Here is a 13,742-nt window from a genome sequence, read left to right on the forward strand (position 1 = left end):
GTTATCGCCGTCTGAACTCTGCGCAAACGATAGAGGTAGCAATGGCAACGTTCAATGACTCTGCCGTTGCTCGCTCTGGTGGGTAGTTTGGTATCAGTAGTTTTCGATTGATTTTGGCTCTTAGTTGTGTGGTGATACCGTTCCCTTCGTTTCCCATGACAATCATTCCATGATGGGAAAGCTCCTGTTCATAGAGGTTGTTGCCGTCAAGGAGGGTGGCATAGATAGGATAGTCAGTAGGGAGATGGTCTATCAACTCGTTCAAGTTTAGATAGTGGAGTCGAACTCTCGCAATACTTCCCATTGTTGCCTGAACGACCTTTGGGTTCCAACAGTCAGCTGTTTCATGCGAACAGAAGATGTCTTCAATACCAAACCAGTCCGCAATTCGAATGATAGTTCCAAGGTTTCCTGGGTCTTGTACGCCGTCAAGAGCTAAAACAAGTTGGCCCTCAATATGTTTACTAAAGATACTTGAGTATTCGTTTGAATGTTTTTCATCCTCCTTAGACATTCTGAACACGCCTAATACCGGCTGTGGATGTTGGAGGAATGACACCTTCTTGATGTCGTCCAAATCGTCTAATATCGTTTCAGCCACAAATCCCTCGTGCAGCAGATCATTGACTACTTTGGGTCCTTCTGCCACAAACAATCCTGCTTTCTCTCTTCCTTTTTTGGTTTCAAGAGACCGGATAAGCTTAATCTTGTTTTTTGATAACACTTCGCAAATTTACAAAAAACTATCCAGTCACAGCCTATTACTTCTTAACTTTTTACTACCTTTGCATAAAATAAGCTGCGTTCGGCAAATTGAAAGTAAACTTTCTTTGCGCTCACTTGCATTATTTTTGCATAAAATAAGCTGCGTTCGGCAAATTGAAAGTAAACTTTCTTTGCCCTCACTTATATGTGTTTTGCTGCTAAAATAATTAGGATATCAATGCTGTCTTCAAAGCTATACAGATTAATTGCACCTGTCTTTGTCGTTATGACGATATTTATTGTTGTGGCATGTTCGTCAGATAAGTTTGTTCCTGACGGACAATACTTATTGGATAAGGTTGAGTTACACTCTGATAAGAAGGATGTTAATTCGTCACTTCTTATGCAATACGTACGCCAGAAAGGTAATTCACGCTGGTTCTCTCTATTCAAGATACCATTAGGAACATACACCATGGCAGGGAAAGATAGCACGAGATGGATTAATCGCACACTCCGTAAAATGGGCGAAGAACCTGTGTTGTACGACTCTGTTCAGGCTCGTCTTTCCTCTGAAGACCTGACTGTTGCGTTGCAGAACATGGGATATATGAATGCTACTGTCGATTTGGAGAAAAAAGTAAGAGGTAAGAAACTTGTCCTTAATTACTTTCTTCATCCCGGAGAGCCATACATCATTGATCGATTTAACTATGAGATAGAGGACTCTGTCATAAGGAGAGTACTGGAGTCGCAGCTCAACTCAGATACAAAACGTCCACGACAATTTACGGTTACATCGTTGGATAATGAGCGTAAAAGACTCACACACATCCTTAACGACTCTGGATACTATCGGTTTCATAAGGATTTTATCTATTACACAGCCGACTCTACGCAAGGTAGACAGCATGTGAACGTAACATTACACTTGATGAAATATGTTGAGAATAGCAATTCTACTCCTACACTCCATCCTCGATATGTTATTAATAGTGTTAATTTCATCCCTGGAGACTCAACGGGTTTCCATCTTAGAAAGGGTATCTTAGAAGATAATACACTGATAGAGAAGGGCAAGTACTTCTCTGCTACCGATTTACAAAAGACTTATAATAACTTCTCACGACTGGGGGCTGTTCGTTACACAAATATAAACTTTAGAGAAGCACCTCGTTATGATAGTCTGAAAATAGGTAAGGCTTTCACCTATACAACCTCGTCTACACGTTATTTAGATGCTGACATCCAAGTATCAAACAATAAGCCTAACACCATATCATTCCAACCAGAGGGAACGAACACGGCTGGTGACTTAGGTGCTGCGGCTGTTCTCTCTTATCAGAATAGAAACCTCTTTAGAGGTAGCGAGCATTTAAGCCTAGAGTTTCGAGCTGCTTTTGAGGCCATCAAAGGTCTTGAAGGCTATAAGAATAGTGATTATGAAGAGTATAGCGTACAAGCACATCTGCGCTTCCCACGCTTCTTAGCACCTTTTCTCTCTAAGGAATTCAAAAGGAGAAGTAGTGCAACATCAGAAGTATCAGTGGGCTGGAACCTGCAAAACAGACCAGAGTTCCATCGGAGAGTCTTCTCTTCTGCATGGAAATACCACTGGTCTAACCCTGCACATCACTTGACATACGACTTTGATTTACTTAATCTTAGCTATGTATATATGCCTTGGATTAGTGAAACCTTTAAGCATGATTACCTCGACAATGTGACAACACGTAATGCTATCTTGCGTTATAACTATCAAGACTTGTTCATCTTAAGAACAGGATTTGGACTGAACTATAGTAGTACTAACTATGCGCTCAGAGCAAAGGTCGAGTTAGCTGGTAATATGCTGAATGCTTTAAGTGGTATCTTTAGGTTTAAGGAGAATAGCGAAGGAAAGCGAACGCTCTTTAATATAGCCTATGCGCAGTATGCAAAGTTTGACTTTGATTATACAAAGGTAATTCGTTTTGACGAACGAAACGCCTTAGCCTTGCATGGAGGATTGGGTATCGCTATCCCATACGGGAATAGTACTGTCCTCCCATTCGAGAAGAGGTATTTCTCAGGTGGAGCCAATTCTGTGCGTGGATGGAGTGTGAGAGAATTAGGACCAGGAAAGTTCAGAGGTGTTGATGGTCGAATAGATTTCATTAATCAGACGGGTGACATGAAGCTTGACTTGAATGCAGAGTATCGTACACATCTGTTTTGGAAACTCGACGCAGCGGCCTTCGTAGATGCAGGAAACATCTGGACACTACGTGATTATGCTGACCAACCAGGTGGACAGTTCCTTTTCAAAGATTTTTACAAGCAAATAGCAGTAGCTTACGGACTCGGTCTTCGTCTTAACTTCGATTACTTCATCATTCGTTTTGATGGTGGTATGAAAGCGATAAATCCGGCTTATACAAGCGTGGAAGACCACTATGCGTTGTGGCATCCTAACTTAAAGCGTGACTTTACATTCCATTTTGCCGTTGGACTACCGTTTTAGTTGATTCGTAGAAACATCTATGATTAATTATTCCTAAAATTAATAAGCATCAAGAGGTAAGTGTATAGAATATTTTGTCTATCCGAATAGTTTTGTTACATTTGCCTAAAATAAAAATAAAATGCTAAAGTTTTTATCGTTTGGCAGCGGTAGTAGTGGTAATTGCTATCTTTTGTTTACTGACACAGATTGTCTTATGATAGATTGCGGGGTCGGTATTCGCACGCTAAAGAAGCATTTCCACAATTACGGTCTGCAATTAAAAATGGTTCATAATATGCTCATTACCCACGATCACGCTGACCATGTTAAGTCGGTTGGGTCGGTAAGTGGTGATTTGCAACTACCTGTATATACAACAGAAAAGGTTCATTCGGGGATTAGCCAAAACTGGTGTGTGAGGCGAAAAGTAGATGCGCAGTTCGTTAGATACTTGGAGAAAGGAGAAGAGAAACTTATTGGTGAGTTCAAGGTAACGCCATTTGAAGTCCCTCATGACAGTACAGACTGCGTCGGTTATTCAATAGAACATAATGGTATTAGGTTTACGTTGATAACAGATTGTGGTCATATAACAGAGGAGATAGCTCACTTTATTTCCATTTCTAATTACTTAGTGATTGAAGCTAATCATGAACCGGAGAAGTTAATAGCTGGTCCTTATCCACGACACTTGAAAGAGCGTATTAGTGGACCTAATGGTCATTTAAGTAATGAGGCCTGTGCACAAGCACTTGTAGAAAACGCCTCTCCCATATTACACCATGTTTGGCTGTGCCATCTGAGTGATGAAAACAATCATCCAGAGTTAGCTAAGAAGACGATTGAGACAGTTTTGCGAGACAGTGGAATAGTTGTTGGGAAGGATTTTATGGTCGAAGTCTTGAAACGAAAGATACCGAGTGAGTTGTACGAGCTCAATCCTTAAAGGGTAAATCATTATCGACTATAATCATCGTACTCGTATGTAAATCAATAGATTTCTTCTTTGTGCATAAAAGAAAAGCATTATGATGATAGCATTTTTTAACTAATTAAATGTGTAATTATTCCAAAATACTTGTAACTTTGCACACGATATATTTCAAAATAACAATATTCTTAAACATTATAAACAAAGCATTATGAAGAAGTACGAATGCAATACATGTGGTTATATCTATGACCCAGAGGTTGGAGACCCAGATAGTGGCATTGAGCCAGGTACAGCATTTGAGGATATCCCAGATGATTGGGTATGCCCTCTATGTGGTGTTGGTAAGGATGATTTCAGTCCAGTTGAGGATTAATCAAACTATAATGATAGAATACAAGGCCTGCTCATTTTTATGGGTGGGCCTTTTCTGTAGCTAAAAAAAGACTCAATGGGAGGGTAGGGAAGCATGAAAATAAGCTTGCTCCTATTTATACTTACATCTATACAACAGAACAGGAGTAGCCGATAAGACTATCGAGATAACTGTTGTTCATCATGTTCTTTTGTAATATCTTTTTCTTCCTTGTTTTGAGTATATGCCTAACAACGTTCGAGACAAGGCTCACCTACACTGCAGAAGACGCCTTTCTTGTATGTTGTTAACGCCCTTCAAGAACCTAATTAGGCGTCTCTTACTTTGGCATATACATAACCCACTGATGTAGTGCACTATATATTGAATGCATATATGTTGTTGTCCACTTTATTTATAAGTAAAAACACCATCGTACATGTAAATATATTTGATAATACATACAGGTTAGTTTAATGGCTATTACGTTCATAATAAGATATAGGATAAAGCACAAGCAAAACTAAAAAACAAGCAAATATAAGCTCTGTAATCGCTTGTATATAGGCTGATAAGAAAGAAATACCGTTTCTTAAAGACTTAATCGAGAAAAAAAAGTTATCTTTGCAGAAAATAAGCTGCACTCGGCAAAATGGAAGCAAGCTTCCTTTGCGCTCGTTTGCATTATTTTTGCAGAAAATAAGCTGCACTCGGCAAAATGGAAGCAAGCTTCCTTTGCGCTCGTTTGCATTATTTTTGCAGAAAATAAGCTGCACTCGGCAAAATGGAAGCAAGTTACATTTAGTTGTTTGAAGACTGTCTTTCTCTGCCGATACTTGCACAGCTCTTAGATTTGTATAACAAAAGATATAACAATGATTGACGTCAAAGTAAAAGATAGCGATATACGCAAAGCCGTTGAAGAAGGAATGGACAGTTTTGTTCAGGTCTTTGTTGATGCCATTGGCAATGCAATAGATAACAAGCTGACATTGGAGACTATGCAGCAACTGAATGCTGATCAGATAACACTGTTAGCATGGAGTTATCTTCATCAAGAGGTGATGGATGGCGGTTATATCCAGTTGATATACAATGGTTATGGCGCTTTCATCTTCAAAAACCCATTTGCTGTAGCTATGCGCAACTGGGGGATTCGTGAGTTATATACACACATTCGTCACGGAAAGAAGTACTACGAAAAGTATCACGAGGCGATTGAAGCTGTTGAATCCGACGAAGATTTCATGGCTTTATATGAACAGATGCCTGAATTTGACGAGTTTGATGATGAGTTTGTGGTCAATGAAGAACGCTGGAGTGCAATGATTGCAGCCTATATCGACGACCATATTGAGAATTTTGCAACAATTGAATAATGAATAAAGAACAACAAGAGAAAAGAAAGAAATCACCTGTACAGATAAGAAACAAGAAAGCCTCTTTTGAGTATTTCTTCGTTGACACTTACACAGCAGGTATTGTCCTTACTGGTACGGAGATAAAGTCTATACGTGCTGGTAAGGCTTCGTTGGTTGATTCTTACTGCTATATAACAAAAGGTGAAATGTGGGTTCAGGGGATGAACATATCTCCTTATTTCTATGGGTCGTATGCCAATCATGAGGCAAAACGCCCACGAAAGCTCCTATTGAACCGAAAAGAGATACGTAACCTTGAGGCAGAGTCAAAGACTCCAGGCTTCACTATCATTCCAACACTTATCTTCATTGATGAGAACGGACGAGCAAAGGTTGACATTGCACTGGCAAGAGGTAAGAAAGAATACGACAAACGGCAAACACTAAAAGAGAAGGAAGACCGCCGAGAGATGGATCGAGCGAAGAAACACTATTAAGTAAGGTAATGAAGTTAAGGGATAACATTAAAGATAGAATACTGATTTTAGACGGTGCGATGGGCACTATGATTCAAGGATATCACTTGACGGAGCAGGACTTCCGAGGTAACCTTGAACTTTTACAGATGCTCAATTATCAGGGTAATAATGATATGTTGAACCTGTCACGCCCTGATATCATAGAGGATATTCATCGTAGGTATTTAGAGGTGGGAGCTGATATTATCAGTACTAACACCTTCTCTGCACAGCGCATTTCGCAAGCAGATTACCACATGGAAAGCTTCTCTCGTGATATTGCCTACGCAGGAGCGAAACTTGCACGTAAGTGTGCTGATGAATATTCGACCGCAGACAAGCCTCGTTATGTCGCTGGTAGTATTGGTCCTACGAACAAGACTTGTTCGATGTCGCCTGATGTAAGCGACCCTGCTAAGCGTGACCTTACGTATGATGCACTCTTTGATGCTTATAGCGAGCAGGTTGCAGCGATGATAGAAGGGGGGATTGATGCTGTTTTGATTGAGACTATCTTTGATACGCTTAATGCTAAAGTAGCAATTGATGCGTCATTGTCAGAGATGAAGAAGGCGGGTATCGATTTACCTATTATGCTGTCAGTTACCATTACCGACCTGTCTGGAAGAACGCTTAGTGGTCAGACACTCGATGCTTTCCTTGCATCAGTATCGTCTTATCCTATCTTTTCTGTTGGTCTTAACTGTTCGTTCGGAGCAGAACAGATGCGCCCTTATTTGAAGGAGTTAGCTGCTAAAGCACCTTATTATATAAGCATCCATCCAAATGCAGGTCTGCCAAACTCGATGGGGGAGTATGATGAAACAGCAGAAATCATGGTGCCACAGATGGCTTCATTCGTGGATGAAGGGCTTGTGAATATCATTGGTGGCTGTTGTGGAACAACGGAAGAGTTCATTGGCGGCTACGTAAAGGTTGTTGAAGGAAAGAAACCTCATATACCTGTTGATGCGCCAAAGGAGATGATTCTCTCTGGGCTTGAGCAGTTCCGATTAACTCCAGAAATATCATTTGTGAATGTTGGTGAGCGTTGTAATGTTGCTGGAAGCCGTAAGTTCCTTCGCTTAGTAAAAGAGAAGAACTACGAGGAGGCGCTGACAATTGCTCGTAAACAGGTGGATGATGGTGCGTTGGTACTGGATATCAATATGGACGACGGTCTGTTGGAGGCAAAAGATGAGATGGCTCATTTCGTCAATATGATTTCATCAGAACCAGAGATTGCTCGTGTTCCATTGATGATTGACTCATCTGATTGGGAGGTAGTTGTATCTGCTTTGAAATGCGTACAGGGTAAAGCGATTGTCAACTCTATTTCTTTGAAAGAAGGTGAAGAGGTCTTTATTCGCCATGCAAAGGATGTACTGCGCTTCGGTGCAGCTGTTGTTGTAATGTGCTTTGATGAAGAAGGACAAGCAACAAGCTACGAGCGTCGTATTGAGATAGCTGAAAGAGCTTATAAGATTCTTACCGAGAAAGTGGGTTTCCCACCTCAGGACATTATCTTCGACCCAAATATTCTTGCTATTTGTATGGGTATGAAAGAGCATAATAGCTATGCTGTCGATTTCATCCGTGCAACGGAATGGATAAAGAAGAACCTGTCTGGTGCGCACGTTAGTGGTGGTGTAAGTAACCTTTCATTTAGCTTCCGAGGTAATAACTATATCCGTGAAGCGATGCATGCCGTATTCCTTTATCATGCCATTCAGGTGGGTATGGACTTTGGTATTGTCAATCCAGCTACTAAAGTGACATATGCCGATATCCCAGAAGACCATCTGAAGATAATTAAAGACGTTGTTTTAGATAGGGTAGAGGGAGCCGACGAACTACTAATAGAATTAGCTAACAAGATTCTTGAGGAAAAAGAAGCACAAAAGAATGGCGGTGCTACGCAGGAAGTTGCGCAGGAAGCATGGCGTAATGATATTTTGGAAGATAGATTAAAATATGCACTACGTAAAGGTATTTCAACCTATTTGAATGAGGATATTCATGAAGCATTGGAGCAGTATCCACACGCTGTGAACATTATTGAAGGTCCTTTGATGCAGGGTATGAACGAAGTAGGCGACTTGTTCGGTGCTGGTAAGATGTTCTTACCACAGGTTGTCAAGACTGCCCGCACAATGAAAGATGCTGTAGCTATCCTTCAACCTTATATTGAAAAGGAGAAGGTAGACGGTAAGGCTATTGCAGGAAAGGTGCTATTGGCTACTGTAAAGGGCGATGTGCACGATATCGGAAAGAATATTGTGGGCGTTGTGATGGCTTGTAACAACTATGAAGTAATTGATTTGGGCGTTATGGTGCCAGCTGATCAGATTATTAAGAAAGCCAAGGAAGAGAATGTAGACTTGATCGGATTGTCTGGTCTCATTACACCAAGTCTGCAGGAGATGGTTAATAGTGTTGTAGCTTTTAAGGAAGCAGGACTGAATATTCCTGTTATGATTGGTGGTGCAACAACCTCTCAACTTCATGTAGCACTGAAGATTGCTCCATTATACGATGCCCCAGTTGTATGGGTTAAAGACGCTTCTGTCAATCCTTCCATAGCAGCCGCACTGCTTAATGGAAAAGAGCGTGAACGCTTCTGCAAAGAGTTAGACGCAACATACGAAAAGCTAAGAGCTGGTTATAAAGAAGAACAACAAAAGGTTTTGTCCTTGAGTAAGGCAAGAGAGAACAAACTCAACCTTTTTGATTAAGAATAAAGACTTGACAAACAGAATAATTACCAAACATTGGCAGAAGTCTTTCAGGTGAGATTCATATAGATTTAGTACCCCTTACTTGATTACATTCCAGTAGGCTGTTGTACGATATATCAAATAAGACTCTTCTGTAAGAAAGGACATGATTTATTTTGTTTTGTCTTTGAATTATAGTACTTTTGCAGAAACTAAGCAGCACTCCACAAAATAGAAACATGATTTCTTGTGTTTGCTTGCTTTATTCTTGCAAAAAGATAAAATTGACGATATGCAGTTGAAAAAGAAAAGGTGGCATTGTCTTCCTGGACAGGAGCCAACCGAAATGGACTTAAAGATAATGGCTCTTGAGAAGAAGGGCAAACTTGTTCCTACACGTGATATGATTAAGACACCTGAGCAGATTGAAGGTATCCGAAAGAGTGGTATAGTCAATACTGGCTGTTTGGATGCTGTCGCTGAGGCTATCCACGCAGGAATGAATACACAGGAGATTGATGATATCTGTATGCAGTATTGCAAGGACCACGATGCAATCCCTGCCTGCTTGAACTATGAAGGATATCCTAAGAGCGTATGCACAAGTATTAATGAAGTTGTGTGTCATGGTGTTCCAAAGAAAGAAGATGTTCTTCAAGAAGGTGATATTATCAATGTTGATATGACTACGATTGTAGATGGCTATTATGCAGATGCAAGTCGTATGTTCATCATTGGAAAGACAACACCAGAGAAGGAACGATTAGTTCGTGTAGCCAAAGAATGCCTTGAAATTGGTGCTGAAGCAGCTAAGCCTTATTCCTTTGTAGGTGATATCGGTCATGCTATACAGAAGCATGCCGAGAAGAATGGCTATGGTGTTGTACGTGACCTCTGTGGGCATGGTGTAGGTATCGAGTTCCATGAGCAGCCAGATGTTGTTCACTATGGACATAAAGGTACTGGTATGTTACTGGTTCCTGGTATGGTATTTACCATTGAACCAATGATTAATATGGGCACATGGAAAGTCTTTATTGATGCTGACGACCCGTATGGTTGGGAGGTTATCACAGGTGATGAGAAGCCTTCAGCTCAGTGGGAGCATACTTTCGTTATGACAGAACATGGATTAGAGATTCTGACACATTAATGTCTTTTATTCTCTTAGGAGAGAATCTAACAGAAAATGGTAAAAGAAGATATTTATATATTAGGTATAGAAAGCAGTTGTGATGACACAAGTGCTGCCGTATTGAGGAATGGTGTTATCCTCAGTAATGTAACAGCCTCACAGGAGGTACATAAGGCTTATGGAGGAGTTGTTCCTGAACTTGCATCAAGAGCACACCAGCAGAACGTGGTACCAGTTGTTGACCAAGCGTTAAAGCGTGCAGGTATAACCAAAGAACAACTTTCAGCCATTGCCTTTACACGTGGTCCTGGATTGATGGGTAGTCTTTTGGTTGGTGTAAACTTTGCCAAAGGTTTTGCTCGTTCATTGAATATCCCTATGATTGAAGTTAACCATTTGCAGGGTCATGTCATGGCTCACTTCATCAAGGAAAGCGATGACGACAATCACATGCCTCCATTCCCATTCCTTTGTCTCTTGGTATCTGGTGGTAATTCTCAGATTGTTAAGGTGAATGCTTATAACGATATGGAAGTACTCGGTCAGACTATTGACGATGCTGCTGGTGAGGCTATTGATAAGTGTTCTAAGGTAATGGGACTTGGTTATCCTGGTGGTCCAATCATTGATAGACTTGCTCGCCAAGGTAATCCTTTGGCTTATAAGTTTGCAGAACCAAATGTAGCAGGTTTTGATTACTCTTTCTCTGGTCTTAAGACATCATTCTTATATAATATGAGAAAGTGGGTACAGGAAGACCCAGACTTCATCGAGCATCATAAAGAAGACATTGCAGCCAGTCTTGAGCATGCGATAGTTGACATACTTATGAAGAAGCTACGCTTAGCAGTTAAAGAGACAGGCATTAAGCATGTAGCCGTTGCGGGTGGCGTATCAGCTAATAATGGTCTTCGTAATGCATTCCATGACCATGCAGAGCGTTATGGTTGGACAATTTACATACCAAAGTTTAGCTATACGACAGACAATGCAGCAATGATTGCCAGTGTAGGCAACTTCAAGTATCAAGACAAAGACTTTACACAGATGGATATCCCAGTATTTAGTAAAGTAACTTTTGAATAATAACAAAATTAAGTCCTATAATAAGAATAAGTTTATGGAATTTGAAAGTAAGATAATATCACGTCAGATTGGTGACATCCTTTATGCTTCAGGTTACACAATTGGAACAGCAGAAAGCTGCACAGGTGGTCGTATCAGTGAAGCGATTATGGCTATCCCAGGATCATCTAATTATTATAAAGGAGGAGTAGTTGCTTATACGGATGAAGTAAAGGAGAAACTACTTGGCGTATCTCACGAAGTACTTGAGGAGAAAAGTGCCGTATCAGAGGAGGTTGCACGTGAGATGGTATTAGGTACTATAAAAACTATTGGAGTAGACTTTGCCATTGCATCTACAGGAGTAGCTGGCCCTGGAGGCGGTACAGCAGAACATCCAGTGGGTACTATTTGGTTGGCATATGGCAACAAAGATGACGTAAGAACATTTAAGTTAACCGAAGACTTCGGACGTGACATAAATCTTGCCATTGCAACAAACAAAGCAATCCGTCTATTCCATGATTTCCTAAAAGAATTAGATATTAAGTCCGAATAAACTCGCAAAAAAGCTTAAAAGCAACAATTATTGTAGTAAAAGTTTTGCTTATTTGAAACTTTTTTGTAATTTTGCACCCTGTTTGGAATAGGTATCAATTAACGAATCACAAAACAAAGATAGAAATGTCTAAGATTTGTCAAATCACAGGAAAGAAGGCACAGATAGGTTGTAACGTGTCTCACTCAAAGCACCGTACAAAGAGAAGCTTTGACGTTAACCTCTTCAGCAAGAAGTTCTACTACGTAGAGGAGGCTTGCTGGATTCAGCTGAAGATTAGTGCTGCTGGTCTTCGTCTTATTAACAAGGTAGGTCTTGATGCAGCACTCAAGCAGGCTGTTTCTAAGGGTTATGTTGACTGGAAGGACATTAAGGTAATAGGAGACTAAATATCATGGCAAAGAAAGCTAAAGGAAACAGAGTCCAAGTTATCTTGGAATGTACCGAGATGAAGAACAGCGGTGTAGCTGGTACAAGTCGTTACGTAACTACAAAGAACCGTAAGAATACTCCTGAGCGCCTTGAGCTCATGAAGTACAATCCTGTTCTGAAGAAGGTTACCCTTCACAAGGAGATTAAGTAAGCTCGCTAAAAAGAGTAGTATAGTTAATAGTTAAAATTAATAGACTATGGCAAAGAAAGCGGTCGCTACCCTCCACGAAGGTTCTACGGATGGTCGCGCATATTCAAAGGTTATCAAGATGGTAAAGAGCCCTAAGACTGGTGCTTACATCTTCGATGAGCAGATGGTCCCAAATGAGGACGTTAAGGAATTCTTTAAGAATTAATTCTATAAAGATACAATCAATAAAAGGCTATAGGTTTTCCTATAGCCTTTATTTGTTTTAGTACATTATATCTTCTTACCTTAATATACACACATTACATCCAAAGTTTAATATCATAAACAGCTTATAAGAAACAGTAGAGTAGGAGAGTTACTAGCAACAGTAAATGACATTCTAAGTGTAAATAGATTAATCTACAAGCATGTGTTTAAACCCAATCATAAGACCACAATATATACAGTTCTTATTACGATGGTATTGTTTCCTAACATCTTTTATTATCTTATCAGTATCTTGTCTGTCTTTGTAACTTAACATAGCACGATACGCCTGCACTAAAAAGATAATCTATCTGCTCGATAATAAAACAAAATATGTTTAGAATCTAACGACCGATATGAGTTTAAGCAGACAAGAAAGATTTTATTATAAAGCTATTCTTAACCTCATCGTACATATACATATCTTACAAGAATATTTTTATTTTAATTTCCTGTCACTTTTAACACTTCATCTACTTCTCTGTAATCTAACATGTTAAGCACATACAACAGATGACAGCAGTGACAGCAAATTGAAATTCACCAACTGTCTAAGCAATTCCACAAACTACATATCTACTGTCCTCCAACATCTGTTGTCTCCATCTCTATCGCCTCCACAAAATTCACCAATCATATAAAACAAAAAAGTCCAGCTAATAGCTGAACTTTCGTTTGGTAGTCGATAGGGGAATCGAACCCCTATGCCAAGATTGAGAATCTTGTATCCTAACCGTTAGATGAATCGACCAGAATAAATAATTTCCATAAAGAGGATGTTTAGTAGTCGATAGGGGAATCGAACCCCTATGCCAAGATTGAGAATCTTGTATCCTAACCATTAGATGAATCGACCAAAATACATTTGAGATTATGAGATAAAGCGGAAGGAGGGGGATTCGAACCCCCGGTACGCGAATGCGCACGGCAGTTTAGCAAACTGCTGGTTTCAGCCACTCACCCATCCTTCCAAGATGGCCTTTAACCGAATTACCAAGCATTATCTCAAATGCGAGTGCAAAGATAGTACTTTATTTTCATACCTCAAAATTTTTCGTTGTCTTTTTCTTTTATTCTATGAA

At 40.0% G+C, this 13,742-nt stretch carries 15 protein-coding genes and 3 tRNA genes; 12 read left to right on the plus strand and 6 right to left on the minus strand.

Features of this window, described 5'->3' with window-relative positions:
• Window position 1: 1 nt before the first annotated feature.
• A complete protein-coding gene (locus tag AXF23_RS04980) occupies window positions 2-724 on the minus strand; it encodes an RNA methyltransferase (RefSeq protein ID WP_107624511.1) in 723 nt (240 codons plus the stop codon).
• 1,362 nt (window positions 725-2,086) lie between these two features.
• Window positions 2,087-2,173, minus strand: coding sequence for a hypothetical protein (locus tag AXF23_RS16550; protein WP_370445511.1), 87 nt, complete (start codon window positions 2,171-2,173; stop codon window positions 2,087-2,089).
• A gap of 381 nt (window positions 2,174-2,554) precedes the next feature.
• Here AXF23_RS16550 and AXF23_RS16555 point away from each other — a divergent pair, with 381 nt between their 5' ends.
• The 3 genes from AXF23_RS16555 (at window position 2,555) to rd (ending at window position 4,497) form a co-directional block, all read left to right on the plus strand.
• Window positions 2,555-3,208 (plus strand): BamA/TamA family outer membrane protein, encoded by a 654-nt coding sequence (locus tag AXF23_RS16555; RefSeq protein WP_369750530.1) that lies wholly within the window; start codon window positions 2,555-2,557, stop codon window positions 3,206-3,208.
• A 121-nt stretch (window positions 3,209-3,329) separates the two neighbouring features.
• Window positions 3,330-4,136 carry an MBL fold metallo-hydrolase gene (locus AXF23_RS04990; RefSeq protein ID WP_009010689.1) on the plus strand — a complete coding sequence of 269 codons (807 nt, stop codon included), beginning with the start codon at window positions 3,330-3,332 and terminating at the stop codon, window positions 4,134-4,136.
• Window positions 4,137-4,332: 196 nt separating this feature from the next.
• A complete protein-coding gene (gene rd, locus AXF23_RS04995; protein ID WP_009010690.1) occupies window positions 4,333-4,497 on the plus strand; it encodes a rubredoxin in 165 nt (54 codons plus the stop codon).
• 452 nt (window positions 4,498-4,949) lie between these two features.
• Here the strand turns inward: rd and AXF23_RS15935 are convergent, their stop codons facing one another.
• The gene (locus AXF23_RS15935; protein ID WP_158267682.1) at window positions 4,950-5,318 is read right to left on the minus strand and encodes a hypothetical protein; all 369 of its coding nucleotides are present in this window, start codon (window positions 5,316-5,318) and stop codon (window positions 4,950-4,952) included.
• 33 nt (window positions 5,319-5,351) lie between these two features.
• Here AXF23_RS15935 and AXF23_RS05000 point away from each other — a divergent pair, with 33 nt between their 5' ends.
• From AXF23_RS05000 to AXF23_RS05040, 9 genes are all read left to right on the plus strand, one after another.
• The gene (locus AXF23_RS05000; RefSeq protein ID WP_107624513.1) at window positions 5,352-5,855 is read left to right on the plus strand and encodes a DMP19 family protein; all 504 of its coding nucleotides are present in this window, start codon (window positions 5,352-5,354) and stop codon (window positions 5,853-5,855) included.
• Window positions 5,855-6,334 (plus strand): SsrA-binding protein SmpB, encoded by a 480-nt coding sequence (gene smpB / locus AXF23_RS05005; RefSeq protein WP_107624514.1) that lies wholly within the window; start codon window positions 5,855-5,857, stop codon window positions 6,332-6,334. The genes AXF23_RS05000 and smpB overlap by 1 nt, the downstream gene beginning before the upstream one ends.
• A gap of 8 nt (window positions 6,335-6,342) precedes the next feature.
• Window positions 6,343-9,090 carry a methionine synthase gene (gene metH, locus AXF23_RS05010; protein ID WP_107624515.1) on the plus strand — a complete coding sequence of 916 codons (2,748 nt, stop codon included), beginning with the start codon at window positions 6,343-6,345 and terminating at the stop codon, window positions 9,088-9,090.
• A gap of 274 nt (window positions 9,091-9,364) precedes the next feature.
• Window positions 9,365-10,225: a type I methionyl aminopeptidase gene (gene map / locus AXF23_RS05015; RefSeq protein ID WP_044046184.1), complete on the plus strand. Its 861-nt coding sequence runs from the start codon at window positions 9,365-9,367 to the stop codon at window positions 10,223-10,225.
• Window positions 10,226-10,261: 36 nt separating this feature from the next.
• Entirely contained in the window at window positions 10,262-11,293 is a 1,032-nt protein-coding gene (gene tsaD / locus AXF23_RS05020) for a tRNA (adenosine(37)-N6)-threonylcarbamoyltransferase complex transferase subunit TsaD (RefSeq protein WP_013265291.1), read from the plus strand.
• A 34-nt stretch (window positions 11,294-11,327) separates the two neighbouring features.
• Window positions 11,328-11,831 carry a CinA family protein gene (locus AXF23_RS05025; RefSeq protein ID WP_107625802.1) on the plus strand — a complete coding sequence of 168 codons (504 nt, stop codon included), beginning with the start codon at window positions 11,328-11,330 and terminating at the stop codon, window positions 11,829-11,831.
• A gap of 125 nt (window positions 11,832-11,956) precedes the next feature.
• Window positions 11,957-12,220, plus strand: coding sequence for a 50S ribosomal protein L28 (gene rpmB / locus AXF23_RS05030; protein WP_004359782.1), 264 nt, complete (start codon window positions 11,957-11,959; stop codon window positions 12,218-12,220).
• A 5-nt stretch (window positions 12,221-12,225) separates the two neighbouring features.
• Window positions 12,226-12,414 (plus strand): 50S ribosomal protein L33, encoded by a 189-nt coding sequence (gene rpmG, locus AXF23_RS05035; protein ID WP_004359784.1) that lies wholly within the window; start codon window positions 12,226-12,228, stop codon window positions 12,412-12,414.
• A gap of 46 nt (window positions 12,415-12,460) precedes the next feature.
• Window positions 12,461-12,619, plus strand: coding sequence for a DUF4295 domain-containing protein (locus AXF23_RS05040; RefSeq protein WP_004359785.1), 159 nt, complete (start codon window positions 12,461-12,463; stop codon window positions 12,617-12,619).
• Between the two features lie 717 nt (window positions 12,620-13,336).
• On the opposite strand, the gene AXF23_RS05045 is transcribed toward AXF23_RS05040, so the two are convergent.
• From AXF23_RS05045 to AXF23_RS05055, 3 genes are all read right to left on the minus strand, one after another.
• Window positions 13,337-13,411, minus strand: a tRNA-Glu gene (locus tag AXF23_RS05045).
• A gap of 33 nt (window positions 13,412-13,444) precedes the next feature.
• Window positions 13,445-13,516, minus strand: a tRNA-Glu gene (locus tag AXF23_RS05050).
• 28 nt (window positions 13,517-13,544) lie between these two features.
• Window positions 13,545-13,631 (minus strand) — tRNA-Ser (locus AXF23_RS05055).
• Between the last annotated feature and the right edge of the window lie 111 nt (window positions 13,632-13,742).

Origin of the sequence: Prevotella sp. oral taxon 313, assembly GCF_003043935.1 — a bacterium.
GTDB classification, from domain to species: Bacteria; Bacteroidota; Bacteroidia; order Bacteroidales; family Bacteroidaceae; genus Prevotella; species Prevotella jejuni.

Coding starts and splice junctions, on each gene's coding strand:
- metH (WP_107624515.1), top strand. CDS start 6,343: ATGAAGTTAAGGGATAACATTAAAGATAGAATACTGATTTTAGACGGT.
- smpB (WP_107624514.1), top strand. CDS start 5,855: ATGAATAAAGAACAACAAGAGAAAAGAAAGAAATCACCTGTACAGATA.
- tsaD (WP_013265291.1), top strand. CDS start 10,262: ATGGTAAAAGAAGATATTTATATATTAGGTATAGAAAGCAGTTGTGAT.
- AXF23_RS16555 (WP_369750530.1), top strand. CDS start 2,555: ATGCTGAATGCTTTAAGTGGTATCTTTAGGTTTAAGGAGAATAGCGAA.
- rpmG (WP_004359784.1), top strand. CDS start 12,226: ATGGCAAAGAAAGCTAAAGGAAACAGAGTCCAAGTTATCTTGGAATGT.
- rd (WP_009010690.1), top strand. CDS start 4,333: ATGAAGAAGTACGAATGCAATACATGTGGTTATATCTATGACCCAGAG.
- rpmB (WP_004359782.1), top strand. CDS start 11,957: ATGTCTAAGATTTGTCAAATCACAGGAAAGAAGGCACAGATAGGTTGT.
- AXF23_RS05025 (WP_107625802.1), top strand. CDS start 11,328: ATGGAATTTGAAAGTAAGATAATATCACGTCAGATTGGTGACATCCTT.
- AXF23_RS05000 (WP_107624513.1), top strand. CDS start 5,352: ATGATTGACGTCAAAGTAAAAGATAGCGATATACGCAAAGCCGTTGAA.
- AXF23_RS05040 (WP_004359785.1), top strand. CDS start 12,461: ATGGCAAAGAAAGCGGTCGCTACCCTCCACGAAGGTTCTACGGATGGT.
- AXF23_RS04990 (WP_009010689.1), top strand. CDS start 3,330: ATGCTAAAGTTTTTATCGTTTGGCAGCGGTAGTAGTGGTAATTGCTAT.
- map (WP_044046184.1), top strand. CDS start 9,365: ATGCAGTTGAAAAAGAAAAGGTGGCATTGTCTTCCTGGACAGGAGCCA.
- AXF23_RS16550 (WP_370445511.1), bottom strand. CDS start 2,173: ATGTGCTTGTACGCTATACTCTTCATAATCACTATTCTTATAGCCTTC.